We start from the raw sequence: 21,158 nt of genomic DNA, 5'->3' as shown, positions 1-21,158 counted from the left end.
TTCTGCTTCAGTTATTCGTGAAACTTGATTTTGAATAATCCGCGCCGAGCCATTTTTCACTCAGCCTTTTCAATGTGCCGTCCTTCTCCAGCTTTTGAATCGCCCGATCTGTATCGTCCGCCAAGGTTTGGCTGTTTTTATTGAACATAAAATACACCTCGGTATCCAGCAGCACATCACCGACCGTCTTTTGTTTGAACGCGTGCGTCTTATTTTGAAAATCAACGGCAAACGGCGTGGATACGGTGGCGTCAGCGCGTCCCGTCTCCATTTGGTTTGCTGTATCATTGCTGCCCTGCCCGGCGTATTTCAAATGTATCGGGCTGCCGTGGGTTTTGTTGTATGCCGTCATATAATCCGCCGCGTTTGACGTCGCGCCGACGATGACGGTTTTCCCTTTTAAATCCCGGAGCGTGTGTATCGCGTTATTATCCGCCTTCACCGTGATATACATCGGCGAGTAGTTATACGGGATCTTGTGATACAAAAAGCGTTTCTCCCGTTCCTTATTTTTCGCCATATTGTGCGCGATCACGTCAATTTTCCGGTTTGCAAGACTTGTGAGCAGATTCGAGAAATCCATCGTCTTAAAGACAAATTTGTATTGCGGCAGCTGTTTATCAATGGCTTTCATCACTTCAATGTCATAGCCGGTCAGCTCGCCTTTTTCATCCATAAAAGCAATGTTCGGAAAATCAGTTCCCGTGCCGACAATGACGGTCTGCACGCCGCTCCCCGCTTTTGTGCTTTCTCCTTGCCCGCACCCGGCCAGCACGCCGAGCAGCAGAAGCAGACAGCCGGCTCTGATCCGTTTTTTTATCATTACGCCCAGCTCGGTGTGCCTAACAGCGACGCGTCAAACCGCTCCGGTATGAGCACCTTTCTCATCATGACTCCGATGTCTCCGTCTTTCTCCTGCTCAAAATACACTTCATACCCCCTCCGTCTGTACATATCTACAAGCCAGGGATGCTTGCGTGCCGAAGTGCCGAGCGTGATGGCCGGGGCCTTCAGCGTATCCCGCAGCACGTGTTCCTCCACATAAGTCAAAAGTTTGCTGCCGATGCCCTGCCCCTTCAGCTCAGGAAGCGTCGCAAACCACCAGACAAACGGATATTTTGACGGAGGCGTGTCACTCTCCCACGGAAAACGGATCGTAATGGTTGAAAGAAGCCGTCCGTCCCGTTCGAGCACGACGGCTGAATGATTTTCAATATTTTCTGTTACCATATCGATGTCGGCCCGCGCCGACGGCCAGTCAATCTCCAAATTGCGGATCGGCTGAAACGCGCTGTACAGCAGCTCTAAAAACTCCGGCGCATCCTTTTTCTCAGCCAATCGAAATATGTCTTCACTCATTCCGGTCACTCTCCCCCGCAAAAATATATAATTCCAATTTGTTTACTAAGCTTTGATTGTTTATACTATAAAGCAAACTGATTTATTTGACTAATCAAAAAAAGTAAAGGAAAGGTTCAAGAAAATTAATGAACAGCCGGGAGGGGATTTCATTGGAATTACGCACCATTAAAACGTTTCATACGATCGTACAGTCAGGCAGCTTTTATAAGGCCGCCGAAATTCTGAACTACTCACAGCCGACGATTTCAATGCGGATTAAACAGCTGGAACAGGATGTAGGCGCGCAGCTGTTTGAACGGGGAAAGAAGCTGAAGCTGACAAGGGCGGGGCGGCTGTTTCATGAGCGGGCCGGGCAGCTTCTCGCGCAATACGAGGTGCTTGACCATACTCTGGCCGATATCAGACAGGGCCAGGCCGGCCTTATTCAGATCGGCATATCCGAACCGACGGCAAGCCTGATCTTCCCTGCCGTACTGCGGGGTTTCTTACATGATTATCCTGACATGTCGGTCAATGTCAGCGTGGATGATGCCAATACATGCAGCCGCAAACTGCTGGAGGGCGCCATTGATTTTGCCGTATGCGGCGAGCCGGAGCTGATTCTGGAAAATTATTTCGATCCGTTTTTCCATGACTCGCTCAATGTCATCGTGTCAGACAGACATCCCCTTGCCGCCAAAGCAAGCGTTAATCTCGAGGATTTAGAAAATGAATGTTTGATTTTTACGCCCGCCAATTGCCCGATCCGGATTCAAATTGAACAGCACCTGCAGCGGGCCATCGGCAGCCGCTATCGAAAAATGGAGCTGACCAGCAGCATGGCTCATCAATACTATGTCAGGGAACATATCGGTGTCTCAATCTTTACGGCGACGGCGCACTCAGAACCGATCGAGGGCACGAAGGTCATTCCGATCCATAACTTAACAATTTCACCGCCGGTCGGGCTGTTGACAAACCAAAAAGAAGAGCATTTTGACTCCGCCACAAAAGATTTAATCAGCAGGATCATCGGCCGGTTTCAGCGTGATCCGTATTAAAAAAACCCCCGCTTTACGGGGGTTTTTGTACGTTCATCTTATATAATGCTCCGCACCAAGCCGCCGTCGATCCGCAATGCAGATCCGTTAATGGCAGACGACAGCGGGCTGCTTAAAAAGGCAACAAAGTGAGCGATTTCTTCCGGACGGATCAACCGCTGAATGATGGACGTCGGACGATTCTCCTTCATAAATCGTTTCTCCGCCTCCGCCGCACTCAGGTTTTCACCGGGGTAAAGCGATTCGAGCATTGTTTCGACGCCCTCTGTTTTCGTGGAGCCGGGCATGACTGTATTCACCGTCACATTCGTCCCTTCCGTGAGCTCGGCCAGGCTGCGTGACAGCGACAGCTGCGTCGTTTTCGTGGCGCTGTAATGAGCCATTTCCTGAGAAGGCATGACGGCCGCTTCACTCGCGATAAAGATCACCCGCCCTTCCTTCCGTTCAATCATCCGCTTTGCATACCGGCGTGTCAGCCGCACGCCGCTCATGATATTCACCTCGAAAAACCGGAGCCACTCTTCGTCAGGAATATCAAAGTATTCCGCAGGTTCAAAGATTCCTAAATTGTTGACGAGAATATCCACATCCGGATACTGCTGAAAAATCGCGCCGCATCCTTCCGCCGTGCCTAAATCAAATGCGGCCGGATAGAGACGGGCATCCGGCGTCTGTTTCTCTAGTTCCCGGATCGTTTCGTTCACCTTTTCTTCACGGCGTCCGTTAATGATCACGGCCGCACCTTCTGCAATCAGCGAAGCCGCAATCGCCTTCCCGATGCCTGACGTAGATCCCGTCACAAGCGCCGTCTTCCCTTTCAACTGCAAATCCATCATCCATTCCTCCCTATCGCAAGTCTCTTCTTATATATGGACAGAAATCGAAAGCCTGAAACCTTCCGTCCCTATTATCGGATAGAAAAATGGATGAGGGGAAGTACGCACTTTTTAGTGCCTGTCCGTTGTCCCGGCTGACGGCTGATCGATTTGAATGACAAACCGATTCCCTAACTCTTCTTGAGCCTCTTGAAACAGCTCCAAGACATCATCAGCATCCGAACCCAATTCCTTCTGACTGATGTCAAAATTCTTCCACACCAAAGTCAGCGGATATTCTATCCAGCCTGTCAGACAATCCCATAAGGCATTCAGATTTTCACCATAAAAGTCCGGGAAATCTAATTGATCTTTTAAGATTCGGTGTAAAGCTTCTGTGCTGGTAACATCTTTTCCGTCTATGATGGCGATTTCCATTTACATTCACTCCTTTTTTTCGGCATGAAAAAACCGCAGTGCGTCATGTGACGGCACTGCGGTTCCTCTGTTATGTATGGAGACGGTGGGAGTCGAACCCACGTCCAGAAACATCGATTACTTAAGCGTCTACGAGCGTAGCCTGCATATTTCGTGTTTCACTCGTCTTCGTGCCTGCGGGCGGGCCTTCCGAGAGCTAGTCTGTCAGTCTCTTCTTACGTTCTCAGACGGGAACGCAAGCGTAGCCTACTTGGATGTGCTCTTCACGGACACATAGGCAATGTCAGGAAGAGCTCGCTGCGTTTATTAGGCAGCTAGTGCTAAGTTTTGGTTAAAACTTTTAGTTTTGCCAGTTATATTTAGGTGCGTGTTAACGAGATCGCCTCTCGGCTCGCAGCTCAAGCTCGATCCATCCCTGTCGAATCCGTAACGTCCCCTTGTTAAGGGTATACGGGAGATCTATCAAGCTCTTGCTCAACTGGCTGTACTGTTATTATATCATGATCACAGACAAATTCAATTGGGAATGTCTTCAATAAACAGCCTGTGAATCTGATGTGTGAACAGTATAGCATAGGGCAGTCATCACATCAAGGCTCAGGCATCAGAAGCCTTTTTGTCTGTCTCTGAACGCTCTTTCGATTTCTCTTTTGGCGTCTTTTCGTTTTAAATCTTCGCGTTTATCGTATGTTTTCTTCCCTTTTCCAAGGCCGATTAACACTTTGGCAAAGCCGTTTTTCAAGTACAGCTTCAGCGGCACGAGGGAATAGCCTTTCTCTTTCGTCAGGCCGATCAGCTTATTGATTTCTTTCCGGTGCATCAAAAGCTTTCTCGTCCGGAGCGGGTCGTGGTTATAGCGGTTTCCCTGCTCGTACGGGCTGATGTGCATGTTGTGGAGGAACACTTCGCCGCGCTCGATTTTCGCAAAGGAATCCTTCATGTTTACGCGGCCGGCGCGGATGGACTTAATCTCTGTTCCCTGCAGCACGATGCCTGTTTCATAGGTTTCTTCTATAAAGTAATCATGGTTTGCTTTTTTGTTTTGCGATAATACTTTGCCTGATCCTTTTGGCATGCCTTATCCTCCTCTCTCCGCAAAAACCGTTCATGTGTGCGATACGCTTTATTTTAGCAAATGGAGCGTCCCGCGACAATGAAAATGCGGCTTGCGAAAGAAAGCAAACAGAGCATTTTGCCCCATTTGCTTTTCGCATTTACTTCTTCTTTTTGCGTTTTTGTTTCGGCGCGTTTTGGAAACCGCGTTTTTTCTTTTTCTTCTTCGGTTTTGTAAACCATTCCCCTTTTTCCTCCGATTTCGGCGGTGAAGCCGGGGTATTGCTGTTTAACACGCGTTTCCGCGCCGGTCTGCCGCGTTTTCTGCGGTCGCCTGTCGTTTCTCTCAGACGGCGGGTGCCTTTCATGCCGACAATTTCAAAGTCGATGTTTCTCTCATCTTTATTGACGTCGACGACTTTGACCGTGATTTCGTCTCCGATGCGGTAAACGTTGCCCGTGCGTTCACCGATCATGGCGAAATGCTGCTCGTCAAAACGGTAATAATCATCCGTCATAAAGCTGACGTGCACAAGCCCTTCAATCGTATTCGGCAGCTCGACAAACATTCCGAAATTCGTGACGGAACTGATCATGCCGTCAAATTCCTCACCGATTTTATCAAGCATATATTCCGCTTTTTTCAGATCGTCCGTTTCCCGCTCTGCATCAACGGCGCGACGTTCCATCGTTGACGTATGATCAGCGATTTCCGGAAGGCGTTCGGCCCACTTTTCTTGAGTCGCTTCGTCCGATTGTCCGTTGATCAAATACGTTCTGATCAGCCTGTGAACGATTAAGTCAGGATAACGGCGGATCGGCGATGTGAAGTGCGTATAAAATTCAGTCGCCAGCCCGAAATGGCCCAGGCTTTGCGGGTCGTATTTCGCCTGCTTCATGGAACGGAGCATGACGGTTGAAATCACCGTTTCTTCCGGACGGTCCCGCACTTCGTCAAGAATGCTTTGCAGCGCGCGCGGATGAATGTCTCCGGCTTTCCCTTTGACGATATAACCGAATGTCGTGACGAACTCCAAGAACTTTTGCAGTTTTTCGGCGTTCGGCTCTTCGTGAATCCGGTAAATAAACGGCACGTTCATCCAATGGAAGTGCTCGGCCACCGTTTCGTTTGCCACAAGCATGAATTCTTCAATCAGCTTTTCCGCTACTGAGCGCTCTCTGATGACGACGTCTTTAACGGCGCCTTCCTCATCGACGAGCACCTTCGCCTCTTTGAAATCAAAATCCACGGCGCCGCGGTCCATCCGTTTCGCCCGGAGAATTTCCGCCAGACGTTCCATGTCTTTAAACATCGGGACGAGCGGCTCGTATCTTTCTTTCAGCTCGGCGTCGTCTTCTGTGAGGATCCGGTTGACATCTGAATAGGTCATTCTTTCCGTCGTTTTGATGACGCTTTGGAAGATCTCGTGCTCTGTCACCTGTCCCTGCTGGTTGATTGTCATTTCGCAGGAAAGCGTCAGCCGGTCGACCTTCGGATTTAAAGAACAGATTCCGTTAGACAGTCTGTGCGGAATCATCGGAATGACCCGGTCAACCAAGTACACGCTTGTCCCTCTTTCCAGCGCTTCTTTGTCAATCGGGGAATTCTCCGTGACGTAATGGCTGACATCGGCAATATGAACGCCGAGCTTGTAGCTGCCGTTATCAAGCTTTGTCACGGTGACGGCGTCATCCAGATCCTTCGCATCCGCGCCGTCAATGGTGACAATGACCTGATCGCGGAGATCACGGCGGTCTTTAATGTCTTTTTCATCGATGGTATCGGGCGTGCTTGTTGCCTGCTCCATCACTTCAGCCGGAAAATCTCCCGGCAGGCCGTGCTTATGGATGATGGATAAAATATCGATGCCCGGATCATTTTTATGGCCGAGTATTTCAACGATTTCTCCTTCGGCGTTCATTCTGCCTTCAGGGTAGCTTGTCAGTTTGACGACGACTTTATGGCCTTCCGCAGCGCCGTTATTGGCATGTTTCGGAATAAAAATATCACTCGTGATTTTCTTATCATCCGGGATGACAAAGCCGAAGCTTTTCGTTTCTGTGTATGTGCCCACGACGCGGTCGATGCTTCTTTCCAGGATGCGGATGACCGTGCCTTCCTGTCTCGATCCGCTTGACTGGGAATTGAGCCGCACCATGACGATATCGCCGTTCATGGCCGTATTCAGCTCATTCGGCGGAATAAACACATCGCTTAAAGAGGTATCCTCCGGCAATAGAAACGCGAATCCCTTTGCATGCGCGGAAATTTTTCCTTTTACTAAATTCATTTTTTCCGGAAGCCCGTAGCGGTTGCTTCTGGTGCGGACGATCTGTCCAGTCTCCTCGAGCGCCACCAGCGCTTTTACCAGCTCTTTAAATTCATCTGCTTCCGTGATGTTCAGCATCTCCTCGAGTTCCTGAACGGTAAGGGGCTTGTACGCCTCTTCCTTCATAAACGCGAGAAGACGGTCCATAAACGCTTCTTTTTCCATTATTCGACCTCCTGTTTGTTACCAATCGAGTTTCTCTAAAAATTCGTACACATCCTGATGAACGAGGTCCCGTTCTTTATCGAGCGTAATGACATGGCCTGATTCTTCATACCATTTCAGCTGTTTGTCGTCCGTTTCCACCTCGTTGTAAATGATGTTCGCACTTTCTGTATTAATCATATGGTCATGCCGTGCCTGAACCACAAATGTCGGGGAATAGATCATGTCGACGTTTTTTCGCACATCAGCAATCAGCTCCTGAAGCGATTTGAGCGTATTCATCGGTGTTTTTTCAAACTCCTTCATTTCCTTTTCAATCTGCTCCGGCTGTTTTCCTTCGAATTTTTTATAATTGCGCGCGTAGGAGAGAACTCCTTCGCACATAACCTCTTCACTTTTAATGTGCATCGGCGCACACATAGGAACAATTCCCTTTATGGGTACAGTGTAACCCAATTTCAATGAAAAAACCCCGCCAAGCGACAGTCCGCAGGCCGCAATGTTTTCATAGCCTTCAGACCGTAAATATTCATAACCGTCCATGACGTCTTTCCACCAATCTTCAGGCCCCGTATGTACCAGCTCTTCCGGCGGAACGCCGTGCCCTTTATATTGAGGCGCGTGACAAGTGTAGCCGCGCTCATTCAAGTAGCGGCCGAGCATTCTGACGTCTGCCGTATTTCCCGTAAATCCGTGCAGCAGAAGCACCGCTTTGTGTCCGCCTTTAAATGTAAATGGTTTTGGTGTCACAATTTTCATGCTCATAACCCCTTTTTTGCACATTCAATTTAGTTTTCCACAGTTTTGCGAGAAACAAACGCCGTCTCTCAACAAGAAAAAGGCCTGATATTAAATCAGACCTTATACAAACATTGCCTTATACGATATACGCCAGCGAAATCGTCAACACGAAAAACAAGACTGCCAGCACAACGGTTGTGCGGTGAAGAATCAGATCAAGGCCCCTTGCTTTCTGTTTTCCGAAAAGCTGCTCCGCCCCGCCTGAAATTGCACCCGATAATCCGGCGCTTTTGCTGGTTTGAAGCAATACGACAATAATAAGTGCAATACTGACGATAACCAATAAGGTAATCAATAATGTGTGCATCCCATACACCTCCAGACTGACTGGCCTACATTGCTTCTATTTTACATGAAAAACAAAGGCATGTCACGCCGTATCGGTGCACATCATGTCAGAAAAACGGAAATGCGTGTGAATCTTCCATCATCATTGACTTTTGTCAATAAAGTCGTAGTAAAAAAGATCTTCAAATTTCATGTCAAAGTAATAGAGCATTTTTCCGATGACCAGCTGGCCCGGCCTCCGCTCTCCATTCAGTACACGGCTCAGTGTGGCGGGAGATATTCCGATCTCCAGGGCGAGCTGGTTTAACGAGTAGTCATTATTGACCATATACTGCAGCACATAATCTCTTCTGATCTGTATCTTTTCGACCACTTTCTTCACCTTCCGTTCTGTCAAATACTTTCTTTCTTATACATAAGATACGGCTTTTGTTAACTTTTGTCAATACTTTTCCAGCCTGGCTATTCCCTTTAGTCAATAAACATACTAGAATATAAATAGACCGCGGGAGGGGGAGAGACTGTGGAAAGCTTCGGGAAACAATTGCGGACATTGCGGGAAAAACGGCATCTGACAGTGAACCAGCTGGCAACATATTCAGGCGTCAGCGCCGCGGGAATCTCGCGGATTGAAAACGGCAAACGCGGGGTGCCGAAACCTGCAACCATTAAAAAGCTCGCAGATGCGTTAAAAATCCCGTATGAGGAACTGATGCAGACGGCGGGATACATAGAGACCGTCCAGGAAACGAGAGCCCCGTACGACACGGGCTGCACCTTGCTGGAAAAAGCCGAAACGTATGAGCTGCATGATTTATCCCTTTTGGAGCGGGAGAACTGGCGGCACCTGTCGAAAGAAGACTTGGTTCTGCTTGATAAATACTTTGCGTTCTTATCGGCGGAAGCCAAAAAAAGAACAAACGAAGACTCATGACTTTGCACATGTGAGGCGATCTTATTGAACACATTCGGAAAGCAATTAAGAGAGCTGCGCCGCGCCCGGAAGCTTACCGTCAATCAGCTTGCCGTCTATTCCGGCGTCAGCTCGGCGACCATTTCCAGAATTGAAAACGGGCACCGCGGCATTCCTAAACCCGCGACCATCAGAAAATTGGCGGACACATTAAAAATTCCGTACGAGGAGTTAATGGCGCGGGCCGGACACATCAAGGCATTTCAGGAGGAAATCCGCGAAACCTCCGAAAGCTATCAATCCATCTGCGCCATCTATCAGACCGCCGTTGACAGAGGTGCGGAGCATTTGCCCCTGTTTGACAGCAAAAAGTGGCAGCACTTCACAAAAGAAGATATTGAAAGCGTCAGCAAATACTTTGATTTTATCGCGGCTGAAGCGAAAAAGCGCTCCCCGGATTCCTCATCCTCTTTTTGATCCTCTCCTCAACTTAACAAGCGCCAGACGTACGTTCCCTCCGATTTTGCGGTATAATAGCAGAAGACGAGGTGAAAAAGCATGAACCAATCAGAAATGTGCCCCAGATTCGAAAAAGCGGTCGACATCCTAAGTAAACGCTGGGTGGCTCTAATCGTCTTTCAGTTATTGAACGGACAGCAGCGATTTAGCGAAATTGAAGCGGCGCTTCCGAATTTAAGCGGAAGAGTCTTGTCAGAACGTCTGAAAGAACTTGAAACAGAAGGTGTCATCAAACGGGATGTTATCCCCGAAACGCCTGTCCGCATTGAGTATTCATTAACGGAAAAAGGCTGCGCATTAGCCCCTATTTTAGAGGAAATTTCCAAGTGGTCTTCACAATGGATTGATCCTTCCTAATAAACTCTTTTCCGCATAAGCGGCTGATCTCTCAAACGGACAGCCGTTTTTATTTTTGCTTTTCTTAAACAGAAAAACAAGCCCTCAGGCGTGCAGGGCTTGTTTTTGTCTGACGCCTTCCAGCGGAATTCGAATCTCCGCCCGGGCTCCTCCAGACTCCTGATTTTCAAGTATTAATTCGCCGTGGTGAAGATGTACGACATGATGGGCGAATGTAAGCCCCATGCCGTGATGCCCCGCCGAATGTCTGCTTTTATCCTCCGTGTAAAAAAGCTGTGTCGCTCTTTTCAGCGCTTCCGGTGAGAACCCGCTTCCGCTGTCGGATACGGCAAGATGGAGGGCGGAATCGGTGCACAGGACGTCCACACGGATTTCCCCTCCTTCCGGCGTATAGTCGACGGCATTTGCCGCGATATTCATGACCGCCCTGTGGAGCAGCTCATGATCGATCGGCGCTTCTTTTCGGTCAATTCCCCGTTCGCTGAGGACGAGATCAATCTGCTTCGGCCCCGCAAGCGCCGCCGCGTCACGATATATGTTTTGAATCCACTCTTTGAGGCCGGTATATTCCACATGAACGGCAACTGCCTCCTCCGCTTTAGAAAGCTGGATCAGCTGTCCGACATAATGCTCGATTTTGTTACCGGCATCCAGAATATACTGCGCATATTCCGCCTGCTCCTCATCAGGTTCTGTTAACTGAAGCAGCTCGGCATTTCCTTTAATGATCGTTGCCGGAATTTTAATATCATGCGCAAGCGCGCCGATCTGTTCTTTCTTTATCCGCTCCGCCTCCCACTGCGCCGCCAGAGATGCTTGAAGCGCGTCTTTCATTTTCAGCAGAGAATCAATGACATCGTCAAATTCTTTTATACGCGACCTTTTTGGATTGATATTTAAGTTCTGTTTTTGAATGCTTGCCGTAATGGAGCTGAGTGTGCTGAAATGCCGTCTCAGCTGATTGGCGAAACGCGTCGTCACAATAAAAACGGTCAAAAGAAGCAAAGTGATCAGAATCGTAAGCCCCGTCCATTCATAATTCGGCAGATAGCGCCTTAACAGCGGCGACTGAAATTCCGACCTGAGTGAATATTGGAGAACGCCATATTCATCTTTCCGATTTATCACCATGAATCCTTTTTGAGCATAATTAAAATACGGCTGATGCTGAATCTTTTTTCTGGCGTTGGCCGCATCTTGTTCCGTCATCGTTCCTTTTGTCATCCGCTTTGTTTTTTTATCAAAAACGGCGTATGTCATACCTGCGGGGATCATGTCTTCTGTTATCTTTTCCGCTGATTTCAGGCGGGGTTTGATCTGTTCCGCCTCATGCTCGCTGTAGTTTGCGGGCAGGATCGCTCCGGCATTCATGGCAATGGCATTTAAGGCGACACATAATGCCGCCACCCCCATCGTGCTCAGACACAGCGTGATGGTAAATTTAACAAGCTCTTTGCGGATGCTGGATTTTCCTTTTGCTATTCCCATTTGTATCCGACACCCCACACCGTTTTGATCGGATCAGCCCCGTGTTCTTTACATTTTTTCCGGATGGTTCTGATAAACTCCGTAATGGTTGAATAGAGCGCATCGCCGTCCAAGCCGTACACTTCCTCGTAAATCTGCTCCCGTGAGAATGTTCTGTTTTTATGCTGTGCCAGACATTCAACGATTTTATATTCATTTTTCGTAAGAGGCAGTTTCCGGTCATCAATCCATACTTCTTTATTGTCAAAATCAAACATGAAGCCAGATATCAGCCGTTTCGTCTGATGCTTTTCCCGCCGTTCCCTTCTGACATGCGCGTTTACCCTTGCCATCAATTCCTGTACGCCGAACGGCTTTGTGATGTAATCATCAGCGCCTGTCATGAGGCCTTTCACAATGGATTCTTCGTCAGACTTTGCCGTTAAAAACAGGATCGGGCTGTCCACCAGCGGCCGAATCCGCCGGCAGAGTTCAATCCCGTCCGTTCCGGGCATCATGACATCAAGAAGAATCAAATCATAGCCTTGAAAAAAATCCAATGACTGATCCTCCGCTTTTTCCAGAATCGTTACTGTATGCTGATCACGCTGTAAAATGTTTCTGATCAGAACGAGAATATCTTTTTCATCATCAATCGCTAAAATGTTTGCCACCGGCCGAATCGCTCCCTGCCTTTATTCATATGAACGCCGCCCTTCCCATCTTCTGCACCAATAGAGGCCGGCCAGACTTAATATCACTATAGAAAAATATAACATTATTTCTCCGAATCTCATATCGTATCTTACATAAGGGAGGAACTCTTTTTTGACTTTGTCAAAATGCAGCAGTCCTGCAAGGCCTGAAAGCCGTACGCTCCATGCCCACGGGAAAAAACGCCAGATGATATCGCCAAGTCCCGTATTCATGAGCGCCGCCATTAATAAACCCGCACCCCCTAAAAGCCCGGACGGTCCCATGCCGTACTTTATGCCGACAAAAAAAGACATCATATAGAGCGGAATACTGCCGGCAATCAGCCACGCCCCTCCTTTTAAAAAGAGAAGATACGGGAGATCATTGATGTGAAGAACAAATTTCATCCCCGCCAAATAAAGACAGATGGCGAGACCTATCGATAACACATTCAAGAGCAGCAATAGAAGCAGCTTGCCCGCAAAACTGACGATTTTAGAATACGGAACCGCCAGCATCATCTGAAAATGGCCCGCCTGTTCCTCAACCGAGGCAGACATGCCGCAGACAATACTGATGATTAAAGGGTATAAAACAGCAATCACGCTGAAAAACACACTGTACAGCATATAAGGCTCCTGAACCCTTCCATACATATACAACAGGAAAAATCCCGCGCATAAAACCGGTGCCGCAGCATGCATCCATATGAGCGGCGTGCGCTTCATTTTTAATACATCGGCCCACATATATCGTAAAAGCACGGTCATGACCGGTTTCCCCCTTTTGAAAAAGACGCGGCGGAAACAAAACTTATTGCGATAAAAGAAAGAATAGAAAGAATAATAGCCGGAATGATCACGTTTCCGTTTAATAAGCCGCTGTTTGCGGGAAGCGGAATTCCGTTCGGATGGATCCCGAGAATCGGTGACATCAGCCGGACTGACCAGCTCCATGGACTCAGCCACCACAATGAGCCTGACGCAGGCACAATGCCTAAAACAAAGGCGGCGATCATATTGATGAGAATGACTGCCGTAAACCCAAACTGTCTGGCAATCCATAAGCAGAACGGGATTTCCCAAAGCGCAGACAGCCACAAAAGGGAGCTTGCTTCAATACCTTTCAGCTGAACCGCAGCAATTGCCGGAAACACAAGGCCAAGCAAAAACACGATGACTAAAAAGACGATTTGCGACAGGAGTGAATACAGCGCGATCAAGCTTATTTTTGAGAACCAAATGCTCTTCAAGTCAGCCGGCAGTGAGTACACCGCACGGTCATTCGCTGATTTTTTCTCTTTTTTAACAGATAAACCGCACATTAGAGCAATCATGAGCGGCATGAAAATAACCGCCCACCAATTGAACGTGCCCGTCATAAAATAGGCGGCATTCAGCAGAAAAGAAAAAGCCGTGTTCAGAAGAGGGATAAGAATGATCAGCTTTCTGATAAATGTTCTTTTAGATGTAAGATGTTCCGCCTGCATGTACTGAATCATTTCCCAGTCCCCGCTTTCTCCCGTGTTGATTTGACAACCTCCAGAAACAGCCGCTCCAGATCGTCTTCCCGGCTGATTTCTCCCTGATATCCTAAAACGCCGTCACTGATGATTCCGATATGGTCTGCGATCTGCTCGACTTCTGATAACAGGTGGCTTGATAAAATAACCGTTATTCCCTGTCCGGGCAGGGAGCGGATAAATTCCCGCAAATCCTGAATTCCCATCGGGTCCAATCCGTTTGTCGGCTCATCAAGAATTAAAAGCGACGGACGGTTTAATAATGCTAACGCAATGCCGAGACGCTGTTTCATCCCCATGGAAAATTGTCCGGCGCGCTTTTTTCCGGTTCCCGTTAATCCCGTGATTTCCAGCACTTCCGCAATTCTTGAATCAGGTATTCCGAGCATCACGCAGCGGACTTTCAGATTTTCAGCGGCTGTCAGGTTGCTGTAAAGCGGCGGCGCTTCAATGAGGGAACCGATGCTTTTCAAATCTTCGCGCTTCCATGTATGTCCGTCGAACAGAACCTCGCCGGATGTTTGCTGCAGCATGCCGGTCAATATTTTAAGTGTCGTTGATTTTCCCGCGCCGTTCGGACCGAGCAGGCCGTATATACTGTTGCGCTTAACCGATAGAGACACATCAGCCACTGCCTGTTGTCTGCCGAATGATTTTTGCAGCTGTCTCGTTTCTATGATGTTGCTCATTTGATTACCCCTCTGCTTTGTTATTTGATATGTAAGACTTTACAGCGCAGTTATCAAAATTTAATCAAGAAATCAAAAAAAAGCATCCTTCACGCGGAAGAATGCTTTTTTTCATGAGGCTGAGCGTACGATCAGCTTTCTTTTTTGTTTTTTCACAGGGCTGAGGGCTCGTTCCAGCCACGCCATCAGCAGGTCTGCGGCTACCGCCATCAGCGCGGTCGGGATGGCGCCCGCCAGAATAATGGCGGTTCCGTTTGTCGCGTTCGATCCTCTGACGATCATATCGCCGAGGCCGCCCGCCCCGACGAAGGTGCCGATCGCCGTGATGCCGATGGCAATGACGAGCGCCGTTCGGAGACCCGCCATAATGACGGAAAGCGCAAGCGGCAGCTCCACCATACAAAGGATTTGGTATTTCGTCATACCCATCGCTTTTCCCGACTCGAGATAAGCGTGCTCGATATTGATAATGCCCGTGTGCGTATTTCTGAGAATCGGCAGCAGGGAATACAAAAACAAAGCCGTGATGACCGTATTGGCGCCGAGTCCCATAACGAGCATCAGGACGGCGAGCATCGCAAGCGCCGGAACGGTTTGAATCACGTTCGCCACAGCAAACACCCAGCCGGCGAGACGCCCGTGCCTTGCTGTCACAATTCCGGCCGGAATGGCGAAAACGGCGGCGAAAACGACGCCGTACGCCGACATGAGAAAGTGCCGCCAGCACTCATACAGAACATAGCTGCCGTTTTGAGCGTAATACGTAAACAGCTCCTTCATCGTGTCCATCCGCACATCTCCTTTCCGTTATTCAAAGTAATGATGTTTTTCTAAATATTCCTTAGCCACGACGGACGGCTCTTTTAATCGGCCGTCAACTTCGTAATTCATTTTCTGCATCATCTTTGTATCAATCGCGCCGATCATTTTATTGATCACGCCCTCCAGTTCGGGATGCTCTTTTAATACATGATCCGGAACGACGGGTGAACAGTCATACGGAGGAAAGAACCGCTTATCATCCTTCAGCGTTTTCAGTCCGTAAGCGATGATTCTTCCGTCGGTGGAATAAGCGAGCGCGATATCCATCTTTCTGCTTTTCAGCGCGTCGTAAACGAGGCCGATCTGCATCGGATACGTGCCTTCAAATGACATTCCGTACGTTTTCATAAAATCCTGATATCCGTTGCCTCTCAGCTTCATCCAGTAGTTATCTACGCCGAATTTCAGATGAGACGCTTCTTTTTTGACATCGGATACCGATTCTAAATGGTACTTGCGGGCAAGCTGTCCGGAAACGGTAAAGACGTATGTATTATCAAAGCCGTAAGAATCAAACCATTTCATGTCATATCTGTTTTGAAATTCACGCTGAACGAGCCGCAGCGCTTTTTCCGGGTCTTTTTCCGGCTCCATGCGAAGCGTCCCGGTCAGCGCGTCACCTGTATAGCGTGTAGCGGCGATATCAATATCACCGTTGATCAAGGATTGCTGCTGTACGGCGTTGGAGCCGAGATTTTTAATAACGGATGTTTTCAACCCGCTGTGATGTTCGATCATCTGCCCGAGCATGCTCGCGATGATTTCTGATTCGGTCATGCTTTGCGCGCCGATTTTAATGGTATCCTCCGATGCGGCGCTCAACCCCGGGAGCGAGCATCCGCCAAGGAGCAGCATGCCGATACAGGCAATTGCGAGCAGCCGTTTTTTGCATCTATTCCCCATGAGAGACCTCCTCCTTATGAAGCATTCTTTATGCTCTTCAGCCCGTCAGGCGTGACTTTCCGTTCTGTCATCCCCAGCATATAATCGACAGCGGCCGCCAGCATCGTGACCGGAACAGCGCCTGCGATAATATACTCCGGCTGATAAAGGTTCAAGCCGATAAAAATGTAATCTCCCAGTCCGCCTCCGCCGATAAAGGAGGCGAGCGTCGCCCAGCCGATTAAATAAATCGAAGACGTCCGGATGCCCGCCATGATGACCGGAGCGGCAAGCGGGAGCTCTACAAGCCTGATTTGCTCCCATGCCGTCATGCCGATCCCTTTTCCCGATTCCAGAAGATGCCGATTGACGCCGAGAATCCCCGTATACGTGTTTCTGAGAATCGGCAGCATGGAATAGAAAAACAGCGCCGCAACGGCCGGGACCTTTCCTACGCCTAAAAGCGGAATAAAAAACGCAAGAATGGCAAGGCTCGGCAAGGTTTGAATGATGTTGACGATGCCGATGACGGCGCCGGCTCCTCTTTTCATCCTCGTCAGCAGGACGCCGAGCGGAACGGCGGCGAGAATGCCCGCCATGACGGCGATTAATGAGATGTATAGATGCTCCCATGTTTTATAAAGCATCTCTCCTCCATTTGCCTGTAAAAATTGCACGGTCTGATTCATATCAATTGAAGCCCCCTCATGACATCACCGCGAGCTGATTCTCTTCTCCCCAGATGGAGTCATAGACGATGTCAACGAGGCTTGCCCTTGTCACGATTCCCGTTAAACGGCCGGCTTCATCAAGGACCGGCACAAATTTCATGCCTCTTTTTAAAATTTTATGGACGGCGTCGCGAAGCAGAGTGCCGCTTCTGACCGTGTACAGATCCCGTTCAAGCACTTCCGCGACGGTTACCGCCTGTCTTCGTTTGCGGTCAATCATCTCCACATCGACATAACCTTGGAGAACGTTCTTTTCATCAATGACGAGCAGCGAATCCACCCGCTCGGCACGCATCAGCTGAATGGCGGCTGACAGTGTTTTCTCAGGTGTTACCGTCACGGGATCGGGATTCATGATCTGCTCCACCCGTTCAATTTCAGGGCTGGATGATTGGATCAGCCGTTCCTTGCCGATAAACTCCTCAACAAATTCATTCGCCGGAAATCTGAGAATCTCATCAGGCGTTCCGGCCTGGACGATTTCTCCCGCTTTCAGAATGACGATTCTGTCCGCAAGCTTGATGGCTTCGTCCATATCATGGGTAACAAATACGATGGTTTTATGTAAGGTTTTTTGCAGTTTTTTAAATTCTTCCTGAAGGGAATCTCTCGTAATCGGGTCAAGCGCCCCGAACGGTTCATCCATTAAGATGAGCGGCGGCTCTGCGGCAAGTGCCCGTAATACACCTATTCGCTGCTGCTGTCCTCCGCTCAGTTCATGAGGGTAACGGTCTAAATATTCAGGCCCCATATCAACGAGCTTTAAAAGCTCCCGCGCCCGTTCCTTCCGTTTTTCGGCAGGATGCTTTAAAAGCTTCGGAACGAGCGTAATGTTCTGCTGAATGGTCATATGCGGAAACAGCCCGATCTGCTGGATGACATAGCCGATGCTTCTTCTGAGTTCCACCGGGTCTTGTTCCAAAATGTTTCGGCCCTCTATCAGGATTCTGCCTTCTGTCGGTTCAATTAAGCGGTTGATCATTTTCATCGTCGTCGTTTTGCCGCAGCCGCTCGGTCCGATAAAACAAATAAATTCGCCTTTGGCGATATTCAGGTTGATGCTGTTGACGGCTTTTTTCCCGCCTTTATACGTTTTCGAGACATTTTCTAATGTCAGCAAACACTCACACCTCCATGATTAAGTTTATTCAATTCGTTAAAATCAAATTTAACTTTTCAGATAATTGAACGTTTCCCATTATAAATTAAACTTTGTAAATTAAAAAGTTTACAATTTGTCCATATTATATATAAAGGTTGTGTAAGCACTGATTTACCCGTATTGACCGGCAAAGTTCTTCTTATTGCTCCGGATTACTGCCAAATTCTCTCGGAAGAGCATTTCCGCCGGTTTAAAAATGTGGTATATTGACATCGGAATTGCTGACTGAAAGGATTGAAACTGTTGGAGAAAGATCCCTTAAACGTAATCGAACAAGCTGAAGATCATTTGATAGAACGAATCGCTGAAAATATGCATACATTCGGAATGCCCGCGACGGTAGGGCGCATTTTAGGCATTATTTATATGAACCGCAAGCCGATGACCTTAACTGAATTATCAGAAGCGACCGGCATGAGCAAGACGAGAATGAGCCAGGCAGTCCGTGAAATGCTTGACGTCAATCTGGCGGAAAAAGTGTTTGAAAAAGGCGTCCGCAAAGATTTATACGACGTCGAGCAGGATTATTACCAAACCTTTATTACGCTGTTTACGGCCACATGGAGCAAGGTCGTCAGTAAAAATAAAATGATGCATAAAAAGCTGAACCGCGAACTGACAGCCGTCCTTGAAAACGGCGTGCCGGAAGAAGCTGAGGAAAAAATCAACGAACTGCTGAAAGAATTAAAGGATTGGCTTGATTACTACAACTGGATCAGCCGCCTGATCGAGTTTTTTGAAAGCGAAGAAATTTTCAAGCATGTTCCGAAGCCATAAGAAAAAAACGCCCTGACCCGCAAGGCGTTTTTTTTTCATGCCGCATTCGGCGCTTTGGTTCGTTTTTTCTTTCTCACCGGACTCAGCGCCCGCTCCAGCCATGCCATCACAAGATCTGCGATAACGGCCATCAGCGCTGTCGGAATGGCGCCGGCCAAAATAATCGCGGTTCCGTTCGTGGCGTTTGAACCCCTGACAATGATGTCACCGAGTCCGCCCGCGCCGACAAACGTACCGATTGCCGTAATGCCGATCGCGATGACGAGCGCCGTCCGCAGGCCCGCCATGATGACGGAAAGCGCAAGCGGCAGCTCCACCATGCGGAGCACCTGAAATTTGGTCATGCCCATCGCTTTTCCCGATTCAAGATAAGCGTGTTCAATGCTGGCGATTCCCGTGTACGTATTCCGGATGATCGGAAGAAGCGAATATAAAAACAGCGACAATATCACCGTATTGGCGCCGAGCCCCATGACGAGCATCAGCACCGCAAGCATCGCAAGCGCCGGCACGGTCTGAATCACGTTTGTCACCGCGAATACCCAGCCGCTTAATGTTCTGTACCTTGCAATGAAGATGCCGAGCGGAACCCCGACGATCGCCGCAAATAAAACGCCGTATACCGACATGAGAAAATGGCGGTAAAACTCCTGAAGCACATAGGCGCCGTTTTGAGAATAATAAGTGCCGAGCTGCTGCAGCACTTCCATTTGCCCCACCTCATTTCTTATTCAAAATAATGATGTTTCTCCAAAAATTCTTTAGCGACGACGGACGGTTCTTTCAGCTTGCCGTCCACCTCGTAATTCAATTCCTGCATCGTCTCCGTATCGATTTTGCCGATCAGTTTATTCACAATGCCCTTCAGTTCAGGATGCTGCTTCAGCACGCTGTCGGGAATGACCGGCGAACAGTCATACGGCGGGAAAAACTGCTTGTCGTCTTTTAAAATTTTCAGATCGTACGCTTTAATCCGTCCGTCCGTTGAATAGGCGAGGACGGCATCCATTTTCCCATTTTTCACGGCATCATATACAAGTCCGATCTGCATCGGATAGGTTGTGCCGAATTCAAAGCCGTACGTGTCGGTAAAGCCTTTATAGCCATCACCTTTTCTTTTCAGCCACGCATTGTCTACACCGAGCTTAAATTGATCCGCATGCTTCTTAATATCGGACACTTTGTCTAAATGGTCTTTTTCCGCAAGTTCTTTCGTGACGGTAAAAGCGTATGTGTTCTCAAATCCGTAAGAATCAAACCATTTGTAATGGAAGCGTTTCTCAAATTCCTTCTGGACGATGGATAATGCTTTTTTCGGGTCTTTTTCCGCTTCCATGCCGAGGGTGCTCGTTAAATCCGTTCCCGAGTAGCGCGTCGCGGCGATATCGATTTCACCGCCGAGCATCGCCTGCTGCTGGACATAGTTCGATCCGAGGTTTTTAATTAATGCCGTATTCAAGTCTGTATTGTGCTCAATCATCTGTGCGATCATATTGGCGATAATTTCTGATTCCGTCATGCTTTGCGCCCCGATTTTGATCGTATCATCGGAAGCCCCGCTCAGGCCGGGAAGGGAACAGCCGCCTAGAAGCAGAGCAGCCGACAGCGCCAGTGCGCACATCCATCTCTTTTGGTTTTTTTTCAAAACAGCCAACTCCTTATGATACTTCCTTCAGTCCTTTCAGCCCTTTCGGCGTCACCTTCCGTTCCGTCGCCGCCAGCAGATAATCAATGATAATAGCTAAAATGGTGACCGGCACAGCGCCGCCGATAATATATTCAGGCTGATAGAGATTCAGGCCGATAAAAATATAGTCTCCGAGCCCGCCGCCCCCGATAAAGGAAGCAAGCGTCGCCCAGCCGATCAGATAAATGGTGGATGTGCGGATGCCCGCCATGATCACCGGAACCGCAAGCGGCAGTTCCACAAGCCTGATCTGCTCCCAGACCGTCATCCCGATGCCTTTTCCCGATTCCAGCAGATTTTTGTTTACGCCTTGAATGCCGGTATACGTGTTCCGGAGAATCGGCAGCACCGAATAGAAAAACAGCGCGACGATCGCGGGCACCTTTCCCACGCCTAACAGCGGGATAAAAAACGCCAGTATCGCGAGACTCGGCAAGGTCTGCACAATGTTGACGGCGCCGATGACGGCGCCTGCGCCCTTTTTCATTCTCGTCAGCGCCACTCCGAGCGGAACGGCGACGACAATGCCTAATATGACGGCGATGATCGAAATGTATAAATGCTCCCACGTTTTATATAACAGTTCTCCGCCGTTCGTCTGCAAAAACTTGATCAATTCATTCATTGTAAGCGTTCCTCCCC

26 protein-coding genes and 1 other RNA gene are annotated in these 21,158 nt (G+C 48.7%); 5 read left to right on the top strand and 22 right to left on the bottom strand.

Features of this window, described 5'->3' with window-relative positions; genetic code table 11:
- Positions 1-7: 7 nt before the first annotated feature.
- Complete coding sequence (locus OQ477_RS14920) at positions 8-823, bottom strand: amino acid ABC transporter substrate-binding protein (protein ID WP_265973001.1); 816 nt, start codon at positions 821-823, stop codon at positions 8-10.
- On the bottom strand, positions 823-1,359 hold the full coding sequence (locus tag OQ477_RS14915; RefSeq protein ID WP_265973000.1) for a GNAT family N-acetyltransferase: 537 nt from the start codon (positions 1,357-1,359) through the stop codon (positions 823-825). Before OQ477_RS14915 ends, OQ477_RS14920 begins: the two co-directional genes overlap by 1 nt.
- A gap of 152 nt (positions 1,360-1,511) precedes the next feature.
- On the opposite strand from OQ477_RS14915, the gene OQ477_RS14910 reads away from it, so the two are divergent.
- Complete coding sequence (locus OQ477_RS14910) at positions 1,512-2,402, top strand: LysR family transcriptional regulator (RefSeq protein WP_265972998.1); 891 nt, start codon at positions 1,512-1,514, stop codon at positions 2,400-2,402.
- A 38-nt stretch (positions 2,403-2,440) separates the two neighbouring features.
- Here OQ477_RS14910 and OQ477_RS14905 read toward each other — a convergent pair whose 3' ends face one another.
- From OQ477_RS14905 to OQ477_RS14870, 8 genes are all read right to left on the bottom strand, one after another.
- Positions 2,441-3,235, bottom strand: coding sequence for an SDR family NAD(P)-dependent oxidoreductase (locus tag OQ477_RS14905; protein ID WP_038459853.1), 795 nt, complete (start codon positions 3,233-3,235; stop codon positions 2,441-2,443).
- Between the two features lie 114 nt (positions 3,236-3,349).
- Positions 3,350-3,655, bottom strand: coding sequence for a barstar family protein (locus tag OQ477_RS14900; protein ID WP_265972995.1), 306 nt, complete (start codon positions 3,653-3,655; stop codon positions 3,350-3,352).
- 74 nt (positions 3,656-3,729) lie between these two features.
- Positions 3,730-4,092: a transfer-messenger RNA gene (gene ssrA / locus OQ477_RS14895) on the bottom strand.
- A gap of 167 nt (positions 4,093-4,259) precedes the next feature.
- Entirely contained in the window at positions 4,260-4,730 is a 471-nt protein-coding gene (smpB, locus tag OQ477_RS14890) for an SsrA-binding protein (RefSeq protein WP_003151688.1), read from the bottom strand.
- A 139-nt stretch (positions 4,731-4,869) separates the two neighbouring features.
- Entirely contained in the window at positions 4,870-7,203 is a 2,334-nt protein-coding gene (rnr, locus tag OQ477_RS14885; RefSeq protein ID WP_265972992.1) for a ribonuclease R, read from the bottom strand.
- Between the two features lie 18 nt (positions 7,204-7,221).
- Entirely contained in the window at positions 7,222-7,962 is a 741-nt protein-coding gene (locus tag OQ477_RS14880; RefSeq protein ID WP_265972990.1) for an alpha/beta hydrolase, read from the bottom strand.
- Positions 7,963-8,080: 118 nt separating this feature from the next.
- Positions 8,081-8,311, bottom strand: a complete 231-nt coding sequence (gene secG, locus OQ477_RS14875) for a preprotein translocase subunit SecG (RefSeq protein WP_003151681.1) — start codon at positions 8,309-8,311, stop codon at positions 8,081-8,083.
- A gap of 123 nt (positions 8,312-8,434) precedes the next feature.
- On the bottom strand, positions 8,435-8,620 hold the full coding sequence (locus OQ477_RS14870; protein WP_265973229.1) for a helix-turn-helix domain-containing protein: 186 nt from the start codon (positions 8,618-8,620) through the stop codon (positions 8,435-8,437).
- 195 nt (positions 8,621-8,815) lie between these two features.
- Here OQ477_RS14870 and OQ477_RS14865 point away from each other — a divergent pair, with 195 nt between their 5' ends.
- From OQ477_RS14865 to OQ477_RS14855, 3 genes are all read left to right on the top strand, one after another.
- Entirely contained in the window at positions 8,816-9,226 is a 411-nt protein-coding gene (locus tag OQ477_RS14865) for a helix-turn-helix domain-containing protein (RefSeq protein WP_003151677.1), read from the top strand.
- Between the two features lie 24 nt (positions 9,227-9,250).
- A complete protein-coding gene (locus OQ477_RS14860; RefSeq protein ID WP_003151674.1) occupies positions 9,251-9,682 on the top strand; it encodes a helix-turn-helix domain-containing protein in 432 nt (143 codons plus the stop codon).
- Positions 9,683-9,763: 81 nt separating this feature from the next.
- Complete coding sequence (locus tag OQ477_RS14855) at positions 9,764-10,081, top strand: winged helix-turn-helix transcriptional regulator (protein WP_007613812.1); 318 nt, start codon at positions 9,764-9,766, stop codon at positions 10,079-10,081.
- Positions 10,082-10,165: 84 nt separating this feature from the next.
- On the opposite strand, the gene OQ477_RS14850 is transcribed toward OQ477_RS14855, so the two are convergent.
- The 9 genes from OQ477_RS14850 to OQ477_RS14810 all read right to left on the bottom strand — a co-directional run bounded on the left by OQ477_RS14850 (position 10,166) and on the right by OQ477_RS14810 (position 18,010).
- Positions 10,166-11,569, bottom strand: a complete 1,404-nt coding sequence (locus OQ477_RS14850) for a sensor histidine kinase (protein ID WP_265972988.1) — start codon at positions 11,567-11,569, stop codon at positions 10,166-10,168.
- Positions 11,560-12,222, bottom strand: coding sequence for a response regulator transcription factor (locus OQ477_RS14845; RefSeq protein ID WP_007613820.1), 663 nt, complete (start codon positions 12,220-12,222; stop codon positions 11,560-11,562). Before OQ477_RS14845 ends, OQ477_RS14850 begins: the two co-directional genes overlap by 10 nt.
- A 21-nt stretch (positions 12,223-12,243) precedes the next feature.
- Entirely contained in the window at positions 12,244-13,014 is a 771-nt protein-coding gene (locus OQ477_RS14840) for a lantibiotic immunity ABC transporter MutG family permease subunit (RefSeq protein ID WP_265972986.1), read from the bottom strand.
- On the bottom strand, positions 13,011-13,745 hold the full coding sequence (locus tag OQ477_RS14835; RefSeq protein WP_265972984.1) for a lantibiotic immunity ABC transporter MutE/EpiE family permease subunit: 735 nt from the start codon (positions 13,743-13,745) through the stop codon (positions 13,011-13,013). Before OQ477_RS14835 ends, OQ477_RS14840 begins: the two co-directional genes overlap by 4 nt.
- Positions 13,742-14,455, bottom strand: coding sequence for a lantibiotic protection ABC transporter ATP-binding protein (locus OQ477_RS14830; protein ID WP_265972982.1), 714 nt, complete (start codon positions 14,453-14,455; stop codon positions 13,742-13,744). The genes OQ477_RS14835 and OQ477_RS14830 overlap by 4 nt, the downstream gene beginning before the upstream one ends.
- 111 nt (positions 14,456-14,566) lie before the next feature.
- Positions 14,567-15,244, bottom strand: coding sequence for an ABC transporter permease (locus OQ477_RS14825; RefSeq protein WP_265972980.1), 678 nt, complete (start codon positions 15,242-15,244; stop codon positions 14,567-14,569).
- 18 nt (positions 15,245-15,262) lie between these two features.
- Positions 15,263-16,180: an osmoprotectant ABC transporter substrate-binding protein gene (locus tag OQ477_RS14820; protein ID WP_416346533.1), complete on the bottom strand. Its 918-nt coding sequence runs from the start codon at positions 16,178-16,180 to the stop codon at positions 15,263-15,265.
- A 14-nt stretch (positions 16,181-16,194) separates the two neighbouring features.
- The gene (locus tag OQ477_RS14815) at positions 16,195-16,848 is read right to left on the bottom strand and encodes an ABC transporter permease (protein WP_265972978.1); all 654 of its coding nucleotides are present in this window, start codon (positions 16,846-16,848) and stop codon (positions 16,195-16,197) included.
- A gap of 16 nt (positions 16,849-16,864) precedes the next feature.
- Complete coding sequence (locus OQ477_RS14810) at positions 16,865-18,010, bottom strand: betaine/proline/choline family ABC transporter ATP-binding protein (RefSeq protein ID WP_265972976.1); 1,146 nt, start codon at positions 18,008-18,010, stop codon at positions 16,865-16,867.
- A gap of 285 nt (positions 18,011-18,295) precedes the next feature.
- Here OQ477_RS14810 and OQ477_RS14805 point away from each other — a divergent pair, with 285 nt between their 5' ends.
- Positions 18,296-18,829, top strand: coding sequence for a GbsR/MarR family transcriptional regulator (locus OQ477_RS14805; protein WP_029325832.1), 534 nt, complete (start codon positions 18,296-18,298; stop codon positions 18,827-18,829).
- A 35-nt stretch (positions 18,830-18,864) separates the two neighbouring features.
- On the opposite strand, the gene opuCD is transcribed toward OQ477_RS14805, so the two are convergent.
- From opuCD to OQ477_RS14790, 3 genes are read right to left on the bottom strand one after another with little or no spacing between them, the layout of a single operon-like run.
- A complete protein-coding gene (gene opuCD / locus OQ477_RS14800; RefSeq protein WP_003151658.1) occupies positions 18,865-19,539 on the bottom strand; it encodes a glycine betaine/carnitine/choline/choline sulfate ABC transporter permease OpuCD in 675 nt (224 codons plus the stop codon).
- A 17-nt stretch (positions 19,540-19,556) separates the two neighbouring features.
- On the bottom strand, positions 19,557-20,450 hold the full coding sequence (gene opuCC, locus OQ477_RS14795; protein WP_087920808.1) for an osmoprotectant ABC transporter substrate-binding lipoprotein OpuCC: 894 nt from the start codon (positions 20,448-20,450) through the stop codon (positions 19,557-19,559).
- A gap of 37 nt (positions 20,451-20,487) precedes the next feature.
- Positions 20,488-21,141: an ABC transporter permease gene (locus OQ477_RS14790; RefSeq protein WP_032876432.1), complete on the bottom strand. Its 654-nt coding sequence runs from the start codon at positions 21,139-21,141 to the stop codon at positions 20,488-20,490.
- Between the last annotated feature and the right edge of the window lie 17 nt (positions 21,142-21,158).

It is taken from the genome of Bacillus sp. ChL18 (assembly GCF_026241425.1).
GTDB classification, from domain to species: domain Bacteria; phylum Bacillota; class Bacilli; order Bacillales; family Bacillaceae; genus Bacillus; species Bacillus velezensis.
Note: the sequence above shows the minus strand (reverse complement) of the source record. Positions and strands in the feature narration are given on the sequence as shown.